At 61.9% G+C, this 18124-nt stretch carries 17 protein-coding genes; 7 read left to right on the top strand and 10 right to left on the bottom strand.

From position 1 onward, the window contains the following. The first annotated feature begins 99 nt into the window (after positions 1 to 99). On the top strand, positions 100 to 1794 hold the full coding sequence (locus tag JFX23_RS05575; protein WP_332874687.1) for a DEAD/DEAH box helicase: 1695 nt from the start codon (positions 100 to 102) through the stop codon (positions 1792 to 1794). 106 nt (positions 1795 to 1900) lie between these two features. On the opposite strand, the gene JFX23_RS05570 is transcribed toward JFX23_RS05575, so the two are convergent. From JFX23_RS05570 to JFX23_RS05530, 9 genes are all read right to left on the bottom strand, one after another. After that, positions 1901 to 2776, bottom strand: a complete 876-nt coding sequence (locus JFX23_RS05570) for an AlbA family DNA-binding domain-containing protein (protein ID WP_198776128.1) — start codon at positions 2774 to 2776, stop codon at positions 1901 to 1903. A gap of 229 nt (positions 2777 to 3005) precedes the next feature. Continuing rightward, positions 3006 to 3821 carry a beta-carotene 15,15'-monooxygenase gene (locus JFX23_RS05565; protein WP_198776080.1) on the bottom strand — a complete coding sequence of 272 codons (816 nt, stop codon included), beginning with the start codon at positions 3819 to 3821 and terminating at the stop codon, positions 3006 to 3008. Continuing rightward, positions 3821 to 4525: an ABC transporter ATP-binding protein gene (locus JFX23_RS05560; RefSeq protein WP_005964882.1), complete on the bottom strand. Its 705-nt coding sequence runs from the start codon at positions 4523 to 4525 to the stop codon at positions 3821 to 3823. Before JFX23_RS05560 ends, JFX23_RS05565 begins: the two co-directional genes overlap by 1 nt. Next, the gene (locus JFX23_RS05555) at positions 4522 to 4905 is read right to left on the bottom strand and encodes a GntR family transcriptional regulator (protein ID WP_005964885.1); all 384 of its coding nucleotides are present in this window, start codon (positions 4903 to 4905) and stop codon (positions 4522 to 4524) included. Before JFX23_RS05555 ends, JFX23_RS05560 begins: the two co-directional genes overlap by 4 nt. Positions 4906 to 5016: 111 nt before the next feature. Then, a complete protein-coding gene (gene ppk2, locus JFX23_RS05550; protein ID WP_040314213.1) occupies positions 5017 to 5850 on the bottom strand; it encodes a polyphosphate kinase 2 in 834 nt (277 codons plus the stop codon). A 189-nt stretch (positions 5851 to 6039) separates the two neighbouring features. Further along, positions 6040 to 8406 (bottom strand): glycogen/starch/alpha-glucan phosphorylase, encoded by a 2367-nt coding sequence (locus JFX23_RS05545; protein ID WP_198776079.1) that lies wholly within the window; start codon positions 8404 to 8406, stop codon positions 6040 to 6042. A 222-nt stretch (positions 8407 to 8628) separates the two neighbouring features. Further along, entirely contained in the window at positions 8629 to 9252 is a 624-nt protein-coding gene (locus JFX23_RS05540) for a MarC family protein (RefSeq protein ID WP_198776078.1), read from the bottom strand. Beyond that, a complete protein-coding gene (locus tag JFX23_RS05535; RefSeq protein ID WP_198776077.1) occupies positions 9249 to 10094 on the bottom strand; it encodes a PHP domain-containing protein in 846 nt (281 codons plus the stop codon). The genes JFX23_RS05540 and JFX23_RS05535 overlap by 4 nt, the downstream gene beginning before the upstream one ends. A 140-nt stretch (positions 10095 to 10234) precedes the next feature. Further along, complete coding sequence (locus JFX23_RS05530; protein WP_198776076.1) at positions 10235 to 11428, bottom strand: Fic family protein; 1194 nt, start codon at positions 11426 to 11428, stop codon at positions 10235 to 10237. Between the two features lie 91 nt (positions 11429 to 11519). Here JFX23_RS05530 and JFX23_RS05525 point away from each other — a divergent pair, with 91 nt between their 5' ends. Both JFX23_RS05525 and JFX23_RS05520 read left to right on the top strand, forming a co-directional pair. Continuing rightward, on the top strand, positions 11520 to 13064 hold the full coding sequence (locus JFX23_RS05525) for an aminopeptidase P family protein (protein WP_198776075.1): 1545 nt from the start codon (positions 11520 to 11522) through the stop codon (positions 13062 to 13064). An 8-nt stretch (positions 13065 to 13072) separates the two neighbouring features. Further along, positions 13073 to 13309: a HigA family addiction module antitoxin gene (locus JFX23_RS05520; protein WP_198776074.1), complete on the top strand. Its 237-nt coding sequence runs from the start codon at positions 13073 to 13075 to the stop codon at positions 13307 to 13309. A 32-nt stretch (positions 13310 to 13341) separates the two neighbouring features. On the opposite strand, the gene JFX23_RS05515 is transcribed toward JFX23_RS05520, so the two are convergent. Beyond that, a complete protein-coding gene (locus JFX23_RS05515) occupies positions 13342 to 14046 on the bottom strand; it encodes a YflT domain-containing protein (RefSeq protein WP_005964911.1) in 705 nt (234 codons plus the stop codon). A gap of 96 nt (positions 14047 to 14142) precedes the next feature. Here JFX23_RS05515 and JFX23_RS05510 point away from each other — a divergent pair, with 96 nt between their 5' ends. The 4 genes from JFX23_RS05510 (at position 14143) to JFX23_RS05495 (ending at position 18013) form a co-directional block, all read left to right on the top strand. Next, positions 14143 to 15432 carry a magnesium transporter MgtE N-terminal domain-containing protein gene (locus JFX23_RS05510; protein WP_005964914.1) on the top strand — a complete coding sequence of 430 codons (1290 nt, stop codon included), beginning with the start codon at positions 14143 to 14145 and terminating at the stop codon, positions 15430 to 15432. After that, complete coding sequence (locus JFX23_RS05505) at positions 15425 to 16030, top strand: DUF1003 domain-containing protein (RefSeq protein WP_198776073.1); 606 nt, start codon at positions 15425 to 15427, stop codon at positions 16028 to 16030. The genes JFX23_RS05510 and JFX23_RS05505 overlap by 8 nt, the downstream gene beginning before the upstream one ends. A 143-nt stretch (positions 16031 to 16173) precedes the next feature. Further along, positions 16174 to 17304 carry an Mrp/NBP35 family ATP-binding protein gene (locus tag JFX23_RS05500; protein ID WP_198776072.1) on the top strand — a complete coding sequence of 377 codons (1131 nt, stop codon included), beginning with the start codon at positions 16174 to 16176 and terminating at the stop codon, positions 17302 to 17304. 79 nt (positions 17305 to 17383) lie between these two features. After that, a complete protein-coding gene (locus JFX23_RS05495; RefSeq protein WP_198776071.1) occupies positions 17384 to 18013 on the top strand; it encodes an O-methyltransferase in 630 nt (209 codons plus the stop codon). Positions 18014 to 18124: the final 111 nt, after the last annotated feature.

Below are 18124 nucleotides of genomic sequence, written 5' to 3'. Positions count from 1 at the left end.
CCGGTCGCCCGAGTTGTGAATCCTGCGTGCGTGAACGCCCCGATATGCGCGATCGGCTGCCACCCCCACCCCGGGAGGACCCGGGAGACAAGGCAGATCGTGACCTCCACGACGCATGAGGGTGCAGACGCGCCCGAATCCACACAGACAGCAAACACTCGGATCGAATACTCCGCCGGAGTCGTCCGCCTCGGAAACATCGTCCCCCTCACCCTCGAGGAGGAGGCGACCCCCGACCTCGTCAACACGGGAGACGAAGACCTAGAGAACAAGACTTTCGCTGACTTTGGCGTCAGCGACCCGGTCGTCGATGCCCTCGAGGATCAGGGGATCGTCCACCCCTTCCCCATCCAGGCGCTCACTCTGCCCCCGGCCCTCGAACGCCACGACATCATCGGACAAGCGAAGACCGGCACGGGTAAGACCCTCGGCTTCGCCATTCCCGTCCTCGAAGATGTCATCGCCCCCGATGAGGATGGCTACGAGGAGCTCCTCAACCCCGGTCACCCGCAGGCGCTCATCATCTTGCCGACCCGTGAACTCACGAAGCAGGTTGCTACTGATCTGCGCGGCGCCGCGAAATACCTGTCGACCCGTATCGTCGACATCTACGGAGGGGTCGCCTTTGAACCGCAGATCGAGGCTCTTGAGCGCGGCGCGGACATCGTCGTGGGCACCCCGGGCCGTCTGATCGACCTTCTGCGCAAAGGGGTCCTGCACCTCAACGGCGTTGAAACAGTCGTCCTCGACGAGGCCGATGAGATGCTTGACCTCGGTTTCTTGCCCGATGTTGAAACCCTACTTTCGAGGGTCCCCTCCTACCGGCATACGATGCTCTTTTCCGCGACGATGCCCGGCCCGGTGGTCGCCCTCGCCCGCAAATTCATGGAGCATCCGACGCATATCCGCGCCCAGGACCCTGAGGATCAGAACCAGACGGTCAACTCCGTCAAACAGGTCATCTACCGGGTTCACGCGATGAACAAGATCGAGGTCGTCGCCCGCATCCTCCAGTCCGAGGGCCGAGGCCGCTCGGTCATCTTCTGCCGGACGAAACGCACGGCCGCGCACCTCGGTGAGGACTTGTCCGCGCGCGGCTTCGCGGTGGGCTCCCTTCACGGCGATCTGGGCCAGGGCGCGCGCGAGCAGGCTCTGCGGGCCTTCCGCAAGGGCAAAGTCGATGTCCTCGTCGCAACGGATGTCGCCGCGCGCGGCATTGACGTCGACGATGTCACTCACGTCATCAACTATCAGTGCCCCGAAGACGAGAAGATCTACATCCACCGCATTGGACGCACAGGCCGCGCCGGCAACTCCGGTACCGCCGTGACCTTCGTGGATTGGGATGATACGCCGCGCTGGTCTCTCATCTCCAAAACCCTGGGTCTGGGAGTGCCCGAGCCTTTGGAGACCTACCACACTTCGGCTCATCTTTTCACCGACCTCAATATCCCCGGGGGGACGACGGGGCGTCTTCCCCGGGCCAAGCGCACCGCCGCCGGACTCAACGCCGAAAAGCTGGAGGATCTGGGCGGGCCCTCTTCGCGTTCGCAGGGGCGCAGGCCGGGCGGCCGGGGTGTCCTGGCGGGCAAGGGCTCGCATCGTCGCCACTGCGGTGAGCGCAACCGTAAGGCGAAGGACGGGGACCGCGAGGCCCGCGCGGGTCAGCATGGCCGTTCGGACCGGGGCACTCGAGGACGAGGCCGGGGCAACCACTCTCAAGCCGGAGTCGAAGCCGCCCCCAAGGCGCCGCGCAAACGGATCCGTCGTCGCAAGCCGCAAGCCTCGGAGTGAGCCGAGCGCATTGATTCCGTGTGTTTGACGGGGCGCGCAAGGACCTGATTCTCGCGCCCCTCAACGGGACATGTGCTCGCCGGGCATCGCGTTCTTTGCGCTGGTGTCAGCCGCGCAGGGCTTTTTCCACCGCTCGGGGCAGGTGCGCCGGACGCTCCCTCTTGCGCAGGAGAAAGTACATTCGCAAACGCGTCCATAAGGACACGCGCACGGCCTCGGGCCACCTTTGCGACACATAGAGAACTGCGTCCGAAACATCCAGACGCCTCGTCGAGTTGCCGACGCGCACCCACAGTTCAGGTGCCCCTTTTCCTTTACTTCCCAGCAGATACACGGGACGGGGCGAAGGGGGAATCGTCACGCGACACACCTCGCCTCCTAGGGGGGCACGAGCAAAATCCAGGATCGGCAAAGCGGCGGCGTTCGTCCCCAAACGTTGGCCCCACATGCCGCGCATCCACAATTCAAAACGGTCCGCGTCAGGGCTTTTCAAAGTCGAGTAATCATTCTCAAGGCCGATCAGCTCGCCCTCGTCGTCAACACCGATCAGTAGTGTGCCGCCCCCGGAGTTGAGGAAAGCGGACACGGTTTTCGCGATGATGGTCTCCATTTCCTCGTCGCGCTTGCCCGTGTGCAGGTTCCAGCGCGCCGAGGACTTGAACTCGCGGGTCTCCGACTCTCCCATGGCGGCGATGTCACTGATGGGGGGCAAGCCCGGGAGGGGGTTGAGGCGGGCGAGAACCACGGCGACGATCACGACGACGAGCGCGGCGACCATGGCAGCGAAACCGATCATCCCGGGCTTCCACAGGTCGCCTGAATCGAAAATCCATCCTGCGAGGAGCAGGCCTCCCCACAGCCCTGCCAATCCCGTCAAGGTCGCCGAGGCCGTGGACATCGTCATGCGGTTCTTCAGCCCTCGGCGCACGGCCAAACCGATGATCCAGGCGATGAGCACCATCACCTGTTGGATGAGCACCATCCAGATCAGGTCTGGGCTGGCCGGGACAAAAGAGGCTTCCACTGTTTCCACAGGGTTCCTTTCGAAGGACTCTCGGCGATGTCGTGTTCACTCCACCATAGGAGCCTGTGGGAATCCTCGACAATCGGCCAGGATTTCCTTGATGCCCGAAACGCCCAGAGTTCAGCTCTGCTCGGGGGCGGGCCCGGGATCTGTGAGTCTCCCGGGCCCGTCTTTGAACAGTCGAATCTCAGCGCAAGGACAGATGGCGGTTGAGCGAGTGGATCCCCCAGCACACCACTGCGATGGACAGGAGTGAAGTTGTCACGATACTCCCCATGCCGATGAATGTCGGGTTCGCTCCGTCTTTGAGTGCTTCGATCAGCTCGGGAAGCATGAACTTCCACGAGAACTCGCCCGTCGTCGTGTCGATGCCGCCGGGCAGCAGGAGCATTCCGAACACTGCGGTGAACTGGTTGGCGAGGTAGAGCAGGATGAAGCCGATGACGGGTGCTCCGAATCCCAGGTGGTTCCACCGGCTCTGCGCGCCAATGCTCATCACGGCGGCAACGGGGAAAACGAGGTTTGCGAGTTGCACGAGGATGGCGACAGTGAGGAGGGTCTTGATCGCCAGCGGCAAGGCGTTCCAGGAGTCGAGAGTTGAGGACAGGAACTCGTTGAAGGAAACACCGTTCATCCAGGCGATCTGCACGAACACTGCACAGCTTGCCGCGATGGCCCAGAAGACGCCGACAAGACCCACGATGTAGGCGAAGATGCTCTTCGCCCAGAAGAGTTGTCCGCCCGTGACCGGCAGGGTGTGGGTGAAGTACCCGGCGTCGCAGTGCATGCTCTTCCAATAGGAGGTCGCTACTTGAAGGAGAACGAGGAGGGGGACCATGGCGATCATCAGGCAGCTCGCCATGAGGAGGAATCCTGAAACAAGGGGGATCTTCAGGGCGGCCAGCCCCAGGCTCACTGCAATGATGAGCACTCCGATTCCTGCGATGAGGGCGAGCTTCGGTGCGAGCGTGCGCGTTTCCTGGCTCAAGAGTGTAGTGAACATCAGCGGTACTCCTTCCTGAACAGAGCATCAAGGGACATGCCACATTCCTCGCGTAGATCGTCGACTGGGGCGGCGCGGTGCACCCGCCCGTCTTTGAGCATGACGACCTCGTCGAGAATGGATTCGACGTCGGAGATCAGGTGGGTGGAAATGAACATGAGCGCGTCCTCGTCGAAGTCTCGCAAGATCCCCTCGAGGATGATGTCGCGGGCAGCGGGGTCGACTCCTGAGATCGGTTCGTCGAGCAGATAGAGGCGCGCCTTTCTGGCCATGGTGAGGCAGATCTGCAGCTTCTCCCCCATGCCCTTCGACATTTCTTTGAGTCTGCGATCGAGGGGGAGGTCGAAGAAGCGGATGGAGGACAGCGCCTTATCGGCGTCGAAGTCCTCGAAGAACCTGGCGTAGAGTTTGACGGCTGCGAGGGGGGTGAGTCGCGAGTCGAGGAAGTCTGTGGAGGGCAGGAATGCGACGTGCCGTTTGGTGTCGACTCCGGGGGCCTTCCCGTCGATGGTGACGGTGCCGCTCCAATCGGCGAGGACGCCTGCGAGGATTTTCAGCAGAGTCGTTTTGCCGCAGCCATTGGGTCCGACGAGGCCGACGATTCGGCCCGGATACACGTCGAAATTGAGGTCGACGAGGGCGGGGCGTCCCCTGTACTCCTTCCCGAGGTGTTCGATGTGGATGATGGGCGCTGATGGTGTCATTGTTCGTCTCCTCCTTCAGCAGAGATGGCAGTCCATCGTGCGGTCAAGAGGCTGATGGCTTCCTCGCGTTCGAGTCCGAGTTGACGGACGGCGCTGATATGAGAGTCAGTGGCCTGGGCGGCGAGTTTGGCTCGCGCCGTGGCGATCGCTTCCGTATCAGTGGTGACGAAGCGCCCTTGGGCGCGTTCAGCGACGGTGAGTCCTTCGGCGTCAAGGCGAGTGAGGGCACGTTGGACGGTATTGGGGTTCACTCCGGCGTCGATGGCGAGTTCGCGGACGCTGGGGATCCTGCTCGAGGGGGCCCATTGGCCTGAGGCGATCTTCTGGCTGAAGGTCTCGACCAATTGGATCCAGATGGGGCGCGAGTCGTCGACGGGCATCCGCCCCTCCTCCCTGTATCACTGTATTAATACACTCATACAATAACGGGGAGCGTCAACTGTGTCAATGGGCTAATACACGCGGGGTTCTCAGATCGACGAAATGCGGCCCTACAGGATCTCTTCATCTTCGAGATCGACGTACTTCTTCTGCTCTGAGGAGGCTTTCAGGGTCGAGGCGTAGTCGGGCACCTCGCGAAGAAGGGCACGATCCGTGCGCCGATACCCATTCGAACTGGGCCGCTTCGGGAACTCCAATGCGGGACGCTCAACATGCTCATAGGGGATCGAATCGAGAAGGTGATGGATCATATTGATCCGGGCCTTGCGCTTGTCCTCCGACTCCACCACGTTCCACGGAGCGATATCGATATCCGTGTGGACGAACATCTCATCTTTCGCCCGCGAATACTCCTCCCAGCGAGTAATGGACTCTAAATCGGTCGGCGAGAGTTTCCATCGACGCATCGGATCCGTCATTCTCGACTTGAAGCGCTTGTACTGTTCCTTGTCGGACACGGAGAACCAATACTTCAAAAGGATGATCCCGTCCTCGACGAGCATGCGTTCGAAGATCGGGCACTGGCGAAGGAAACGACGATGCTCATCGGCAGTGCAATAGCCCATGACATGCTCAACGCCGCCCCGGTTGTACCAGGAACGGTCGAAGAGCTTGATCTCACCAGCCGCTGGCAGGTGGGCGATGTAGCGCTGGAAGAACCACTGGCTCTCTTCGCGTTTGCTCGGTGCAGGCAGGGCGACCACCTGGGCGATCCGGGGGTTGAGGTATTCGGTGACGCGTTTGATCGCACCTCCTTTGCCCGCAGCATCGCGCCCCTCGAAGATGACGACGACTCTGGCGCCGGTGGATTTCACCCATTCCTGCATTTCTACGAGTTCGGCCTGCAGCCGCAGGAGTTCAATCTCATAGAGTTCGCGATCCATCTTCTTCGGCTTCTTCGCCTTCTCCTTAGACATACACCAAGTGTTACACCCCAATTGCCCTGGGCGCAGTCATTCGCGCGAGGTCGAGGAGAGGAAAGCCCCGGTCGAAACGGAGAATCTCAGGTCCGGGGAGGACGGGAGAAAGCTTGGAGGGGAAGACCTTGCGGCCTTCCCCTCCAAGAACGTCAATCAGTCGATCGGCGTTGCTTCAAGCTTCCACACGCCCTCGGCATAATCGCGGATCGTGCGGTCAGAAGAGAAACGACCGGACTTCGTGATATTCACCCAGGTCTTACGGGCCCAGGCTCGCACATCCGCGTGGTCTGCGGCCATACGGTCCTTAGCCTCGCGGTAGGCGGCGAAGTCGCCGAGGACGTAGTACACGTCTGCGGGCTCATAGCCCGATTCGAGCAGCGACCAGCGCAGATCGTGGAACCAGCCCGAACCGTTGTCGTCGAGGGTGCCGTCGACCAGTGCGTCGAGGACGCGCTTGAGGCCCGGGATGTTCTCGTAGTGCCAGCGCGGATCGTAGTTCTTGCGCAGCTCGGGCAGCTCGTCCTCGGTCGCGCCGAAGATGTAGGCATTGTCCTCACCGACGGCGTCAAGGATCTCGACGTTCGCACCGTCGAGGGTGCCCAGTGTCAGGGCGCCGTTCATCATGAACTTCATGTTCGAGGTGCCCGAGGCTTCCTTACCGGCCGTCGAGATCTGCTCGGAGACGTCGGCCGCAGGAATGATGTGCTCGGCGGGCGACACATTGTAGTTATGAATGAAGACGACCTTGATGCGGCCCGCGATCTCCTCGTCGTTATTGACCAGCTCTGCGATCGCATTGATGAGCTTGATGACGCCCTTGGCACGGATATAGCCGGAAGCGGCCTTCGCGCCGAAGACGAAGACGCGCTTGGGGACGTCAAGGGAGGGGTCTTCCTTCATGCGGAAGTACAGGTCGAGGACGTAGAGCGCGTTGAGGAGCTGACGCTTGTACTCGTGCAGGCGCTTGATCTGAACGTCAAAGATCGCATCGGGGTCGATGTCGATGCCTTCACGCTCCTTAACCCATGCGGCGAAGTCGACCTTGTTCTCGTGTTTGATCTCGGCGAGCCGGTCGAGGACTGAGTCGTCGGCGGCATCGAGGTAGGAGCCGAGGAGGGAAAGGTCGGTGACCCAGGCATCAGAGCCGGTGACCTCGTCGAGGAGGGCGGCCAGTCGCGGGTTGCACTGCTTGAGCCAACGGCGAGGGGTGACGCCATTCGTCTTGTTGTTGAAGCGCTCGGGCCACAGTTCGTGCCATTCCTTGAGGGTCTCGCGCTTAATGATCTCGGTGTGCAGGGCTGCGACGCCGTTGATCGAGTAGGAGGCGTAGCAGGCGATCCACGCCATGCGCACGGTGTTGCCGGCGACGGGGGCCATGTAGTCGATGGTCGCCTGGTCGAGGCCGCGCTCGGCCATGTCCGTGCGGAAACGGCGGTCGATCTCGCGGACGATCTCGGCGATGCGGGGGAAGAGTCGGTCGAAGATCGTCATCTCCCACTTCTCGAGAGCCTCAGCCAAGACCGTGTGGTTCGTGTAGGCGAAGGTGTTCGAGACGATCTTCCAGGCATCCTCCCAGCCCAGGCCGTGCTCGTCCATGAGGAGGCGCATAAGTTCAGGGATTGCGAGGACGGGGTGGGTGTCGTTGAGCTGAATCGCGTTGTATTCGGCGAAATCGCTCAGGTCCTCGCCGTGGTGTTCGACGTAGTTGTCGACGATCGCCTGCAAGGATGCGGAGCAGAAGAAGTACTGCTGGCGCACGCGCAAGACCTTGCCCTCGAAGGTCGTGTCGTTCGGGTAGAGGACGCGCGAGATGTCGTTCGTGCGTTCACGATCAATAATCGCCTCGGTGAAGCGCTGCGAGTTGAAGGCGTCGTAGTCGAATTCTTCGACGGGCTCTGCGCGCCACAGACGCAAGGTGTTGATGTTCTTCGTGCCGTAGCCGGTGATGGGCATGTCGTAGGGGACGGCGCGGACCGTGAGATCGGCGTAGGAGACGATGCGCTGAGCCTCTTCACGGCGGATGACGAAGGGATAGCCTTCTTCCATCCAGGGGTCAGGGTGCTCGGTCTGGAAACCTTTGTCGAAGAGCTGCTTGAACAGGCCGTAGCGGTAGAGGATGCCGTAACCGGCGACCGGGAGGTCAAGGGTGGCGCACGAGTCGAGGAAGCAGGCGGCAAGGCGTCCGAGACCACCGTTTCCGAGGGCGGCATCGGGTTCTTCTTCGAGGACGAGGGAGAGGTCCTGGCCGTATTCGGCGAGAGCCTGGCGCGCTTCGTCGACGAGGCCGAGGTTGGAGAGGTTGTTGAGCAGTGCGCGTCCCATGAGGAACTCTGCGGAGAAGTAGTGCTCCTGGCGTCCCTTCGCGTAGGTGTCGCTTGTTTTAGCCCAACGGTCGGCGATCTGGTCGACGACGGCTGCGGACAGGCCCTGCCAGAGCTCCATGGTCGTCGATTTGTCGACCGGACGGCCTGAGACCGCTCGGACCTGGGAGGCGAGGGTCTGGCGGAGGTTCTGCGTCATGAATACTCCCGGGTTGATGATGTCTTCGTTCTGTCCGCTTGCTAACGGGCCACGATGGAAAGCCTAGCCATGTCCTGTGGTGATGCAGGTGTTTTGCTGGGCTTTGGGACGTGATCCACTGAGCGGATATTTCTCCGACGCTATTCTAGCGCGAATAACGGAAACGTTTCTGATTCCTGATCGGAGTTCAGGAATCAGGCTCGCATCACAACGCTTGTTCTCCTAGGTGGCGGCGATGAAGTCGAAGATCCCACCCATTACCAGCTCGGTCGCGATCGCGGCGAGCAACAGGCCCATGATCTTCGTCAACAGCATGATTCCGCCTGGGCCGAGCAGGCGGGAGAGAATCAGCGAGAAGTGCATCGTCGCCCACATGACGAAATGTGCGACCGCGACAGCGCACACCAAGCCGATCCAGGAGGCGATGGAGTCATTCGCCTGCGCAACCGACACCATTACCGCTGCAATCGCACCGGGGCCGGCGAGCAGGGGCGTTCCCAGGGGAACGAGGGCGACATTCACCCGCTCATCACCGGTATCAGGCTCTTCGCTATCCGAACCCATGAGCAGTTCCATGGCGACGAGGAAAAGCAGAACCCCGCCGGAAAGCTTGAGCGCTTCCATTGAAATATGCAGGAGGTGCAGGATCTGCTGGCCGAGGACCGCGAAGGTGAGGATCACGGAGATCGACACGGCAGTTGCCTGCAGGGCCGCGCGCTTTTGCCCCTTCGGGGTCATGCGGCTCGTCAGCCCGAGGAAAACGGGAATCGTCCCGAAGGGGTCGAGGATGACAATGAGCGTCGTGAAGGTTGTCGCAAAGAGGGCAACGTTGAAGAAATCAGTCACGGGTGCAAAACCTCCAGGTGGGCGCGCTCCACAGTTTCATCAATGACCGCAGGGGCGGTGAGATTCTCTCCGATTCGGTTGGGCTTGCCAGTGCCGTGGTAGTCCGAGGAACCGAAGATCCGCAGATCGAGGCGCTTGGCAATACGGTCCACGGCCTCGCGGTCCTCGGGCGCATGGTCGCGGTGATCGCGTTCAATACCGAAAAGGCCGACCTCTTTCATGTCCTCAATGACGGACTCGGGCAGGAGTCGCTGGCGCGCACGGGCCTTCGGGTGGGCGAGGACGGGCACTCCCCCGGCCTCGAGCACAAGTTGAACCGCTTCAATGGGGTCTGGCGCCCAGTAGCGGACGTAGTAGGGACTTGAGGGGTGGAGGACCTTCACGAAAGCCGCAGAGCGGTCATCGAAGGCCCCGGCCGCGACGAGGGCATCAGCGATATGAGGGCGTCCGATCGGCCCCTCCTCAGGCGCGAAAGCGAGGACCTGCTCCCAGGTGATCGGATAGTCGGCTGAGAGATTCTCCACCATCTTCAAAGCCCGAGTCGCACGGGATTCACGGGCACGCTCAATGCATGTGAGGAGTCCTTCGTTACTCGGATCGGGTAGAAGGGCGAGAAGATGCACGCTGATCCCATTGGCGGCGCAGGACATCTCCATGCCCCGGATCAGGGCGACGCCCGTGGAGGAGATGGCCGCCTCGGCCTCGTCCCACCCGGCGAAGGTGTCATGGTCACTCAGGCCCACGCAGTCCAGGCCCGCCCGCGCGGCCTCGACCATGAGTTGCGAGGGCGAGTCGGTGCCATCGGAGCACGCCGAATGAGTATGGGGGTCGATCCTGAGCATGCCCTGAGAGTATCGAGCCCATGCCCTCCTCCTCCACTTGAGCGTTCAGGGTCTCATTGCTCCGCGCCCGCTGTCCGAATGATTGAGACATAAGGACATTGGGGCGTGCAGCTCTCGAGATCTCCTCCTCCGGGGGCGACTCATGGGGCAACGTTGGTCTCAGTACGTCCCAGGAGAGTCTCGCGCAGCGCATCACGAACCGATCCCATGAGTTCGGGATAGGGGTCGGCGAGGGGAGAGCGCTTCTTGCGAATCTCACGGCGCAGGGCACGAAGCGGTTCCCCTGCAAGGTAGTAGCGCCCTCTCGTGTGCCCGAAGGGCTCGAGCAATCCGGTGTCGACGAGCTCTTTGAGATCTCTTGTCGCAGTGCGGTCCTCGATCGCCGCCTGCTTGGCATACGTCGGCCGCTGGACTCTATATCCCAAAGCAGCATCGACCAGGGCATCGTAGGAGCGTTCCGGAATACCGAGAGGCGCCCCGATCTCCATAAGCCTGCGCCAGATCTCTTCGACTTCCTCCATCCTTCTGCGAAATGTTTGAGCCTGCATGTGGTGGGCCCGAAGGTTGAAGCGGATCCAGTCATGGGCATCGTTTTCAGGATTCCAATGCCCCTGACCGGTCTTCGCGAGAATCGCATAGTAGTCATCGGTGTTGGTCCCGAGCCATTCTTCAATGCTCGAGAAGACGGGCTCGAGGATCCCCTCGCGCCCCAGGATGAAGGTCTGCATGATTCGGGCCATCCGGCCGTTCCCATCACGGAAGGGATGAATCATAACGAGATTGAGGTGTGCCATCGCCGCGGCGACTATCGCTGATGATTCTCCCTGAACTTCGATGCTCTCACTGAGCTCCCGCATGAGGCCCGGCACATCCTGCGGATCAGGTCCCGTGTAAACGATCTGATCGGAGGCATCGTCTCGAACGTAGATCTCTGATTGACGAAAACGCCCTGGCGATTTCGTAAAATCATGCTCGAGCAGGAGGAAGTGGAGAGACTTGATCGTCTGAAGATCGGGCTTCACGTCCGGATCGTCGATCATATGCAGGATGTAAGTGAGAACGCGGCGATACGCGGTGATCTCTGCTGTCACCCGTTCATCCGCATTCATCGGGCTCTGTTCGTCAACGACCGCCAAGGCATCGTCAGGTGTGGCGTTGATGCCCTCAATGCTGTTCGACCCGCGAATCGCTTTGGCGCGCGAGGTCCGTCGTAAGGCACCCTGCCAGCGAGAGGGAACTCGCAGGAAGGTCAATAGTTCACTCCTCAGAGCGTGGATTTCTCTTAAGACCTCGTGATCGCGAAGGTCGAGGTCCGGTTGTTGATACAGCGTCATTCTCCCCCTCCCCTCTCATTGTCCTAATAATAAAGACATAAGGACATTGGGGCGAGTCCCCGTAATTAGAGAATTGCGCTCGGGTGCCACAATGGGGACCATGACTGATTCGCACACCAGCACGAACACTGAAGAAGCCCCCGAGCAGTCCATGGCCTCCCGGGGAGAGTCACGCTCGCGCCGCCCCGACTCCGATGCCTTCCGCGAGTTCATGGGCTCCGGCTGGGGCCCGAGGATCACGAAGGAGGTCGAACGCTGCGGCGCAGCCGACTACCTACCCCAGCGTGCAGCGAAAGCCGGAGAACCTTTCGCCGGGGAGCGCCTCGTCATCCCCGCAGGCACCTATAAGGTCCGTAACAACGATTGCACCTACCGTTTCCGCGCATACAGTGCCTTCGCGCACCTCTCAGGCCTGGGGGGCGAGCGCGAACCCGATTCCGTCCTCGTCCTCGAGCCGAAGGAGAACGGTTCACACGAGGCGGTCCTCTACTTCAAGCCGCGCACTTCGCGCTCTGCCCAGGAGTTCTACTCCGACCCGCAGTACGGAGAGTTTTGGGTCGGCGCACGCCCCTCCCTGGAGGAGGTTCACCAGGAGACGGGTCTTCGATGCGCCCACATCGACACTTTGCCAGACGCCCTCGCCAAAGACGCGGGAAGAGTGAAGCTGCGCATCGTGCGCGGAGTCGACGCCTCCATCGAGGCGATGGTCAATGAGATCCGCGAGCAGGCCGGACTTCCCTTCGACGAGGAGGCCAGAAGCGCCGATGAGGCCTTCGAGGAGCGCCTCTCCGAGATCCGACTGCGCAAGGACGCCTTCGAACTCGCTGAGCTTGCGCGCGCAGTCGAGGTCACCCGCGCAGGCTTTGAGGACATTGTGCGAGTCCTGCCCCGAGCTGTGGGGCATCGCCGCGGAGAACGCGTCGTTGAAGGCGCTTTCGGTGCAGTCGCACGCGAGGAGGGCAATGGCCTGGGCTACGACACGATCGCAGCCTCGGGCAACCACGCGAATACTCTCCACTGGATCGACAATGACGGGCCCGTGAACGAGGGCGATCTGATCCTCGTGGACGCCGGCGTCGAAGTCGATTCCCTCTACACCGCTGATATCACCCGCACCCTGCCGGTCAACGGCCGTTTCACCGAGGTCCAGGCCCGCGTCTACCAGGCGGTTCTCGATGCCTGCGAGGCGGCGCTCGCCCGGGCGAACGAGCCGGGAACTCGTTTCCGCGATGTCCACGATGCGGCGATGTTCGTCATCGCCACGCGTCTTCGCGAGTGGGGCCTCCTGCCGGTCAGCGTCGAAGAGTCCCTCTCCCCCGCCGGTCAGCAGCACCGCCGCTGGATGCCGCATGGCACGAGCCACCACCTCGGCCTCGACGTCCACGATTGCGCGCAGGCGCGCCGCGAGATGTATCAAGATGCGCTTTTGGAGCCGGGCATGACCTTCACGATCGAGCCGGGCCTGTACTTCCGCGCCGATGATGAGGCGATTCCCGCCGAGTACCGGGGCATCGGCGTGCGCATCGAGGACGATGTCGTTGTGAACGAGGACGGGAGCGTCACCCGGATCTCCGAGGACATCCCCCGCACGATCAACGATGTCGAAGCCTGGATCGCGAGGGCGCAGGGACGCTGAGCCTTCGCATGTGTCGTGTCATGGGCCCGGTCCGCATGCGGCGGGCCGGGCAGCACAGTATTCGCATCAACGAAATCGTTCATGGGACGCGCAGAATTACCGCTGATACGGCTCTTCGTCTCGGACGCTTCTTCGGGACCAGTGCCCAGTTCTGGGTCAACCTGCAGTCACATTACGACCTCGAGGTCGAGTTGGATGCACTGGGCGATGAACTCACCAGGATCCAGCCCTTGCACAGCACCTGAGGGATCCCCTTCACCGCTCCCCTCGCCCGCTTTCAGTCCAGTGGCTTCCGGGAATCCTCGGCAGGCTCCACCGCAGTCTCGGCAGGCTCCTGAGCGGGGGCCGCATGTTCGTTGTCCCTCGGGGCCTCAGCTCCACCGTCCTCGCCCTCGTCACTGAGTCGAACGCCGAAACGAGGCTTCTCATCGGGACGCGAACCGTACTCGCTCGGCCCCTTCGACTCAGGCCGACGACGCGCGGGGCGCGGACGCATCTGGTTGCCGGGGCTGCGTTGCAAGAGCTCAAAGGCCTGATCGATCCCCGCCGAGGCGAGAACCGCATAGCGCGAGGCGACGACTTGCGACTGGGAGGTGAAGTCCCTGCGCCCGCCCGTCATCGCATACAGGAGCCCCGACATGAAGGTGCCCGCGAGCGCGCCTCCCGCAATGCCGAAAAGGACCCAGAGGAAGGCCGACTGATTCGTCGAAGCGAAAGACATCATGAGCCCCATGAACGCACCCCACAATGCGCCCGAAGACGCTCCCGAAAGAGCCGCCTTCGCCATTGTCAGGCGGCCGGTCACTCTCTCCACGAGGTGCAGGTCTGTGCCGACGATCGTGATCGACTTGACGTCGAACTCCTCATCGGAGAGGAAATCGACCGCGGCCTGAGCCTCCGCGTAGGTGCGATAGGACGCGATCTCTGTACCGGAGGGCATGACGGGCATCTGCAAAGATCCGCCGGTGGCGCGAAGGGACATGACCTTCCTTCCTTCAACTCTGGGGCCATCAACAAAGGTCCCAGGGTGCCATCCTCGCACTGCGGGGCCTAGGCTGTCCCTGTGAGTGCATCGTCAATGGGACTGGGGACCGCGGGCAAGCGCGTCTACATCGGTAAACTCGCTGGTACAGGGGTCTTCGACCCAATCGGCGATCAAGTTGGGAAAATTCACGATGTCGTCGCCACATTCCGGGTCGGCGGCACAGGGAACGTCATCGGCTTCGTTGTGGAAGTGGGGCCCCGCAAAAGAGTCTTCCTCCCCCTGACGCGCGTCACCTCAATCGAAGCGGGCTCAGTCATTACGACCGGCTTACTCAACATGCGGTCCTTCACGCAGCGCCCCGTCGAAACCCTCGTTCTCGCTGAACTCTTCGACCGGGTCGTCACATTAAATGACGGTTCAGGTGAGGTGAGAATCCTCGACGTCGCAATGGAGCGCCGCCGCCCCAAGGACTGGGTCATCTCGAAGCTGCACGTGCAGCGTCAGCGCATCACCGCCCTCGGATTCACGAGGTCAGGCGAGACCCTCAATGTGAGGGTTTCGGAGGTGTCCGGTCTTTTGAAGGTGGACACGAACCAGGCGGCGACTTCCCTGATCGCTCAAACGGAGGACATGCGCCCCGCCGACCTAGCGGACTACCTCCACGACCTGCCCATTGAGCGGCAAATGGCGATCGCTCAGCAGCTGCCAGATGCGCGCCTCGCGGACGTCCTCGAAGAGCTTGGCGACGATGACCGGGTTGCGATCGTGTCAGGTTTGGAGGCGAATCGTGCGGCCGATGTCCTCGACGTCATGCAGCCCGATGATGCGGCCGACCTTGTCTCTGAACTTCCCGAAGCGCAAGCTCAGGCGCTCTTGTCCCTCATGGAGCCCGAAGAGGCGAAGGACGTGCGCCGCCTCCTGTCCTACGCGGAATCGACGGCGGGCTCGCTCATGACGACCGACCCCGTGATCTTCGGCCCGGATGCGACGGTCGCGCAGATGCTCGCCTCAGTTCGACGCGAGGATCTGCCCGCCTCCCTTGCAACTGTCGCCTTCATCACGCGTCCGCCGGAGGAAACCCCGACCGGCCCCTATCTCGGGATGGTCCATATTCAGCGTGCACTGCGCGAACCCCCGCAGACCCTCCTCGGGACGATCCTCGATTCTGATATTGAGGCCGTCTCCCCTCAAGTCCACATTGCGACGGTCACGCGTCTGCTCGCGACCTACAATCTGACAGTCCTTCCCGTCGTCGATGAAGACTCCCACCTGCTCGGTGCCGTGTCCGTCGATGACCTCCTCGACGAGCTCTTGCCCGAGGACTGGAGGGACTACGACGACGAAGTGACCGACCGCATCATGGCGAGGAGCATTGATGGCTGATCGTCTCGACACTCCGCGAGAACGAGGTTGGCGTTTCTTTCACCGCCGCAGGACCTCAACCGATGGTTTTGGCCGTTTCGCCGAGGCGACCGCCCGTTTCATGGGCTCGCCGCGTTTCATTCTCTACATGACGATCTTCGTCGTCGTGTGGATCGTGGCGAACGTCCTGCTCTATCAGCTCTCCCGGGCCCACGCCTGGGATCCTTACCCCTTCATCCTCTTGAACCTCGCCTTCTCGACTCAGGCCTCCTATTCGGCTCCTCTGATCCTTCTCGCGCAAAACCGTCAGGATGATCGCGATCGCGTCCAGGCCCAGCAGGATCGTCAGCGTGCTGAACGCAATCTCGCGGACACCGAATACCTCACCCGTGAGATCGCGAGCCTTCGCCTGTCCATCCAGGAAGTCGCGACCCGTGACTTCCTGCGCTCGGAAATTCGTGATCTTCTCGATGATCTGCGAGAGGATATTCGCGCTGAGGTCCGCGAGGAGATGCGAGAAGAGTTGCGCGACGAAATCCAAGCTGAGCTCGACGAGATCGGTCTTCACCCCGAAGCAATCGACGAGGCCGCCCCATCGGCTGAAAAAGCGGAAGAATAGCGCTTCTGTTCCCTTTCGCGTCCCAAGCTCCTTGCCGGGCGCGCAAGCGGACATCCTCCGAGTTCCTTCGTTTTTCCTTTCACCTTCGTTCACCACCTGCTTCACTCTCACAAGCATGAGCGCAGGCCACGTACCATGAAGGCATGTCTGTTGTACTCGATAGCGTCATGACCGCCCTCGCGAGCGTCATCGACCCTGAGATTCATCGTCCGATCACCGAACTCAATATGGTGAGCCCCGAGGATGTCACCATTGATGGTTCCTCCGTTAGTGTGAAGATTCTCCTGACAACCGCCGGATGTCCGCTGCGCAACACGATCGCCGCCGATGTGAAGAGCGCCCTCGGCGCGCTCGAGGGCGTTGAGGATGTCACCGTGGAAATGGGCGTCATGAACGACGAGCAGAAGAAAGCTCTGAGGGAAAAACTCAACGGCGGACGCCCCGAGAAGGAGATCCCCTTCGCACAGCCCGATTCGCTCACGCGCGTCATCGCAGTGACCTCCGGCAAAGGCGGGGTCGGCAAGTCCTCAATGACCGCGAACCTCGCGGCCTCGATGGCGAAGTCCGGGCTGAAAGTCGGCGTCATGGACGCCGACATCTACGGCTTCTCAATCCCCCGCATGCTTGGCATCACCCACGAACCGCAGGTCATTGATGGGATGATCCTGCCCCCGCTCGGCGCGCAAGGCGTGAAAGTCATGTCGATCGGCATGTTCGTGCCTGATGGCCAGCCCGTCATCTGGCGTGGCCCAATGCTTCACCGCGCCCTCCAACAGTTCCTGGCAGATGTGTTCTGGGGTGATCTCGACGTGCTCCTCATCGACATGCCCCCCGGGACCGGAGATGTCGCAATTTCGATCGCCCAGCTCCTGCCCAACTCGCAGATCCTCGTCGTCACAACCCCGCAGGTTGCGGCCGCCGAAGTCGCGGAGAGGGCCGGGTCCATCGCCTCTCAAACGCAACAGCGCGTCATCGGCGTCGTCGAGAACATGTCCTACCTCCCCCAGCCCGACGGTTCTCGACTTGAACTCTTCGGCTCCGGTGGTGGTGCTTCCGTTTCAGCTCGTTTGAGTGCTCAGCTCGGCTACGAAACGCCCCTGCTCGCCCAGGTGCCCCTCGACATCGCGCTGCGCGAAGGCGGGGACGTGGGCCGTCCCGTCACCCTCGATGGCGGTCCCGCATCACAGGCCCTGAGCGAACTGGCTGAGAAGCTCTCAATCGCCGAACGGGGCCTGAGCGGACGTCCTCTGGGTGTCTTCCCCGTTCAGAAATGAGCCTGTCGTCTCCTCGTATCATCGCGAGGAGACGATAGGCTGAGGCCCGGACCCCGTCGCGTTTTTCGGAGGCTGAGTGATGGCTGATAAGGCAGATGCCTGGATGTTCGCCGAGGACTATGTCCCCGAAAGTGAAATCGTCGTTGAAGCGAGGACCGCTGCCGTTGAACTCGGGGCGGACCCCGTCTCCCCCGGCACAGGGGCCGCCCTGCGCATGCTCGCCGCGGTCGCGGGAGCGCGCACGGTTTTAGAAGTGGGAACAGGCGCGGGAGTGTCGGGCCTGTGGCTTCTTGACGGTATGCCCGCCGACGGGGTCCTCACCTCGATCGACTCCGAAGCCGAGTTCCATAAGCAGGCTCGTAAGGTCTTCGCCGCCGCCGGGGTTTTGGCGCAGCGCACCCGTCTCATCGCCGGTCGCGCCCTGGACGTCCTACCACGGATGGCGGCCCGCGGCTACGACATGATGGTCCTCGACGCGGATATCGCAGAAACACCTGAGTATCTGGACCATGCGGTGCGCATCTTGCGCCCCGGCGGGGTGATCGCTTTCGTTCACGCACTATGGCACGACCAGGTCGCAGACCCGGCCCGCCGTGACGGAGAAACGGTCGTGTGTCGCGAAGTCGTCCGTTTCTTCGCAGACTCCCCTGATTTCATTCCCGCGATCCTCCCAGTCGGAGATGGACTGGTCGTGGCGGTGAAGCGCTAAGACGCATCCGCATCCTCGACAGGGGAGCATCCCGAGGGAAGAAGCGGGCGCCCCGACGGTGAAACCGTCGGGGCGCCCCCCGCGCACGATGTTATAGTGTTGTGTAAGTCC

It is taken from the genome of Schaalia cardiffensis (assembly GCF_016405145.1).
GTDB classification, from domain to species: domain Bacteria; phylum Actinomycetota; class Actinomycetes; order Actinomycetales; family Actinomycetaceae; genus Pauljensenia; species Pauljensenia cardiffensis.
Note: the sequence above shows the minus strand (reverse complement) of the source record. Positions and strands in the feature narration are given on the sequence as shown.

Coding starts and splice junctions, on each gene's coding strand:
- JFX23_RS05570 (WP_198776128.1), bottom strand. CDS start 2,776: ATGGTGCTCATCCAACAGGTGATGGTGCTCATCGCCTGGATCATCGGT.
- JFX23_RS05565 (WP_198776080.1), bottom strand. CDS start 3,821: ATGTTCACTACACTCTTGAGCCAGGAAACGCGCACGCTCGCACCGAAG.
- JFX23_RS05560 (WP_005964882.1), bottom strand. CDS start 4,525: ATGACACCATCAGCGCCCATCATCCACATCGAACACCTCGGGAAGGAG.
- JFX23_RS05555 (WP_005964885.1), bottom strand. CDS start 4,905: ATGCCCGTCGACGACTCGCGCCCCATCTGGATCCAATTGGTCGAGACC.
- ppk2 (WP_040314213.1), bottom strand. CDS start 5,850: ATGGATCGCGAACTCTATGAGATTGAACTCCTGCGGCTGCAGGCCGAA.
- JFX23_RS05545 (WP_198776079.1), bottom strand. CDS start 8,406: ATGACGCAGAACCTCCGCCAGACCCTCGCCTCCCAGGTCCGAGCGGTC.
- JFX23_RS05535 (WP_198776077.1), bottom strand. CDS start 10,094: ATGCTCAGGATCGACCCCCATACTCATTCGGCGTGCTCCGATGGCACC.
- JFX23_RS05530 (WP_198776076.1), bottom strand. CDS start 11,428: ATGACGCTGTATCAACAACCGGACCTCGACCTTCGCGATCACGAGGTC.
- JFX23_RS05525 (WP_198776075.1), top strand. CDS start 11,520: ATGGGGACCATGACTGATTCGCACACCAGCACGAACACTGAAGAAGCC.
- JFX23_RS05520 (WP_198776074.1), top strand. CDS start 13,073: ATGTGTCGTGTCATGGGCCCGGTCCGCATGCGGCGGGCCGGGCAGCAC.
- JFX23_RS05515 (WP_005964911.1), bottom strand. CDS start 14,046: ATGTCCCTTCGCGCCACCGGCGGATCTTTGCAGATGCCCGTCATGCCC.
- JFX23_RS05510 (WP_005964914.1), top strand. CDS start 14,143: ATGGGACTGGGGACCGCGGGCAAGCGCGTCTACATCGGTAAACTCGCT.
- JFX23_RS05505 (WP_198776073.1), top strand. CDS start 15,425: ATGGCTGATCGTCTCGACACTCCGCGAGAACGAGGTTGGCGTTTCTTT.
- JFX23_RS05500 (WP_198776072.1), top strand. CDS start 16,174: ATGTCTGTTGTACTCGATAGCGTCATGACCGCCCTCGCGAGCGTCATC.
- JFX23_RS05495 (WP_198776071.1), top strand. CDS start 17,384: ATGGCTGATAAGGCAGATGCCTGGATGTTCGCCGAGGACTATGTCCCC.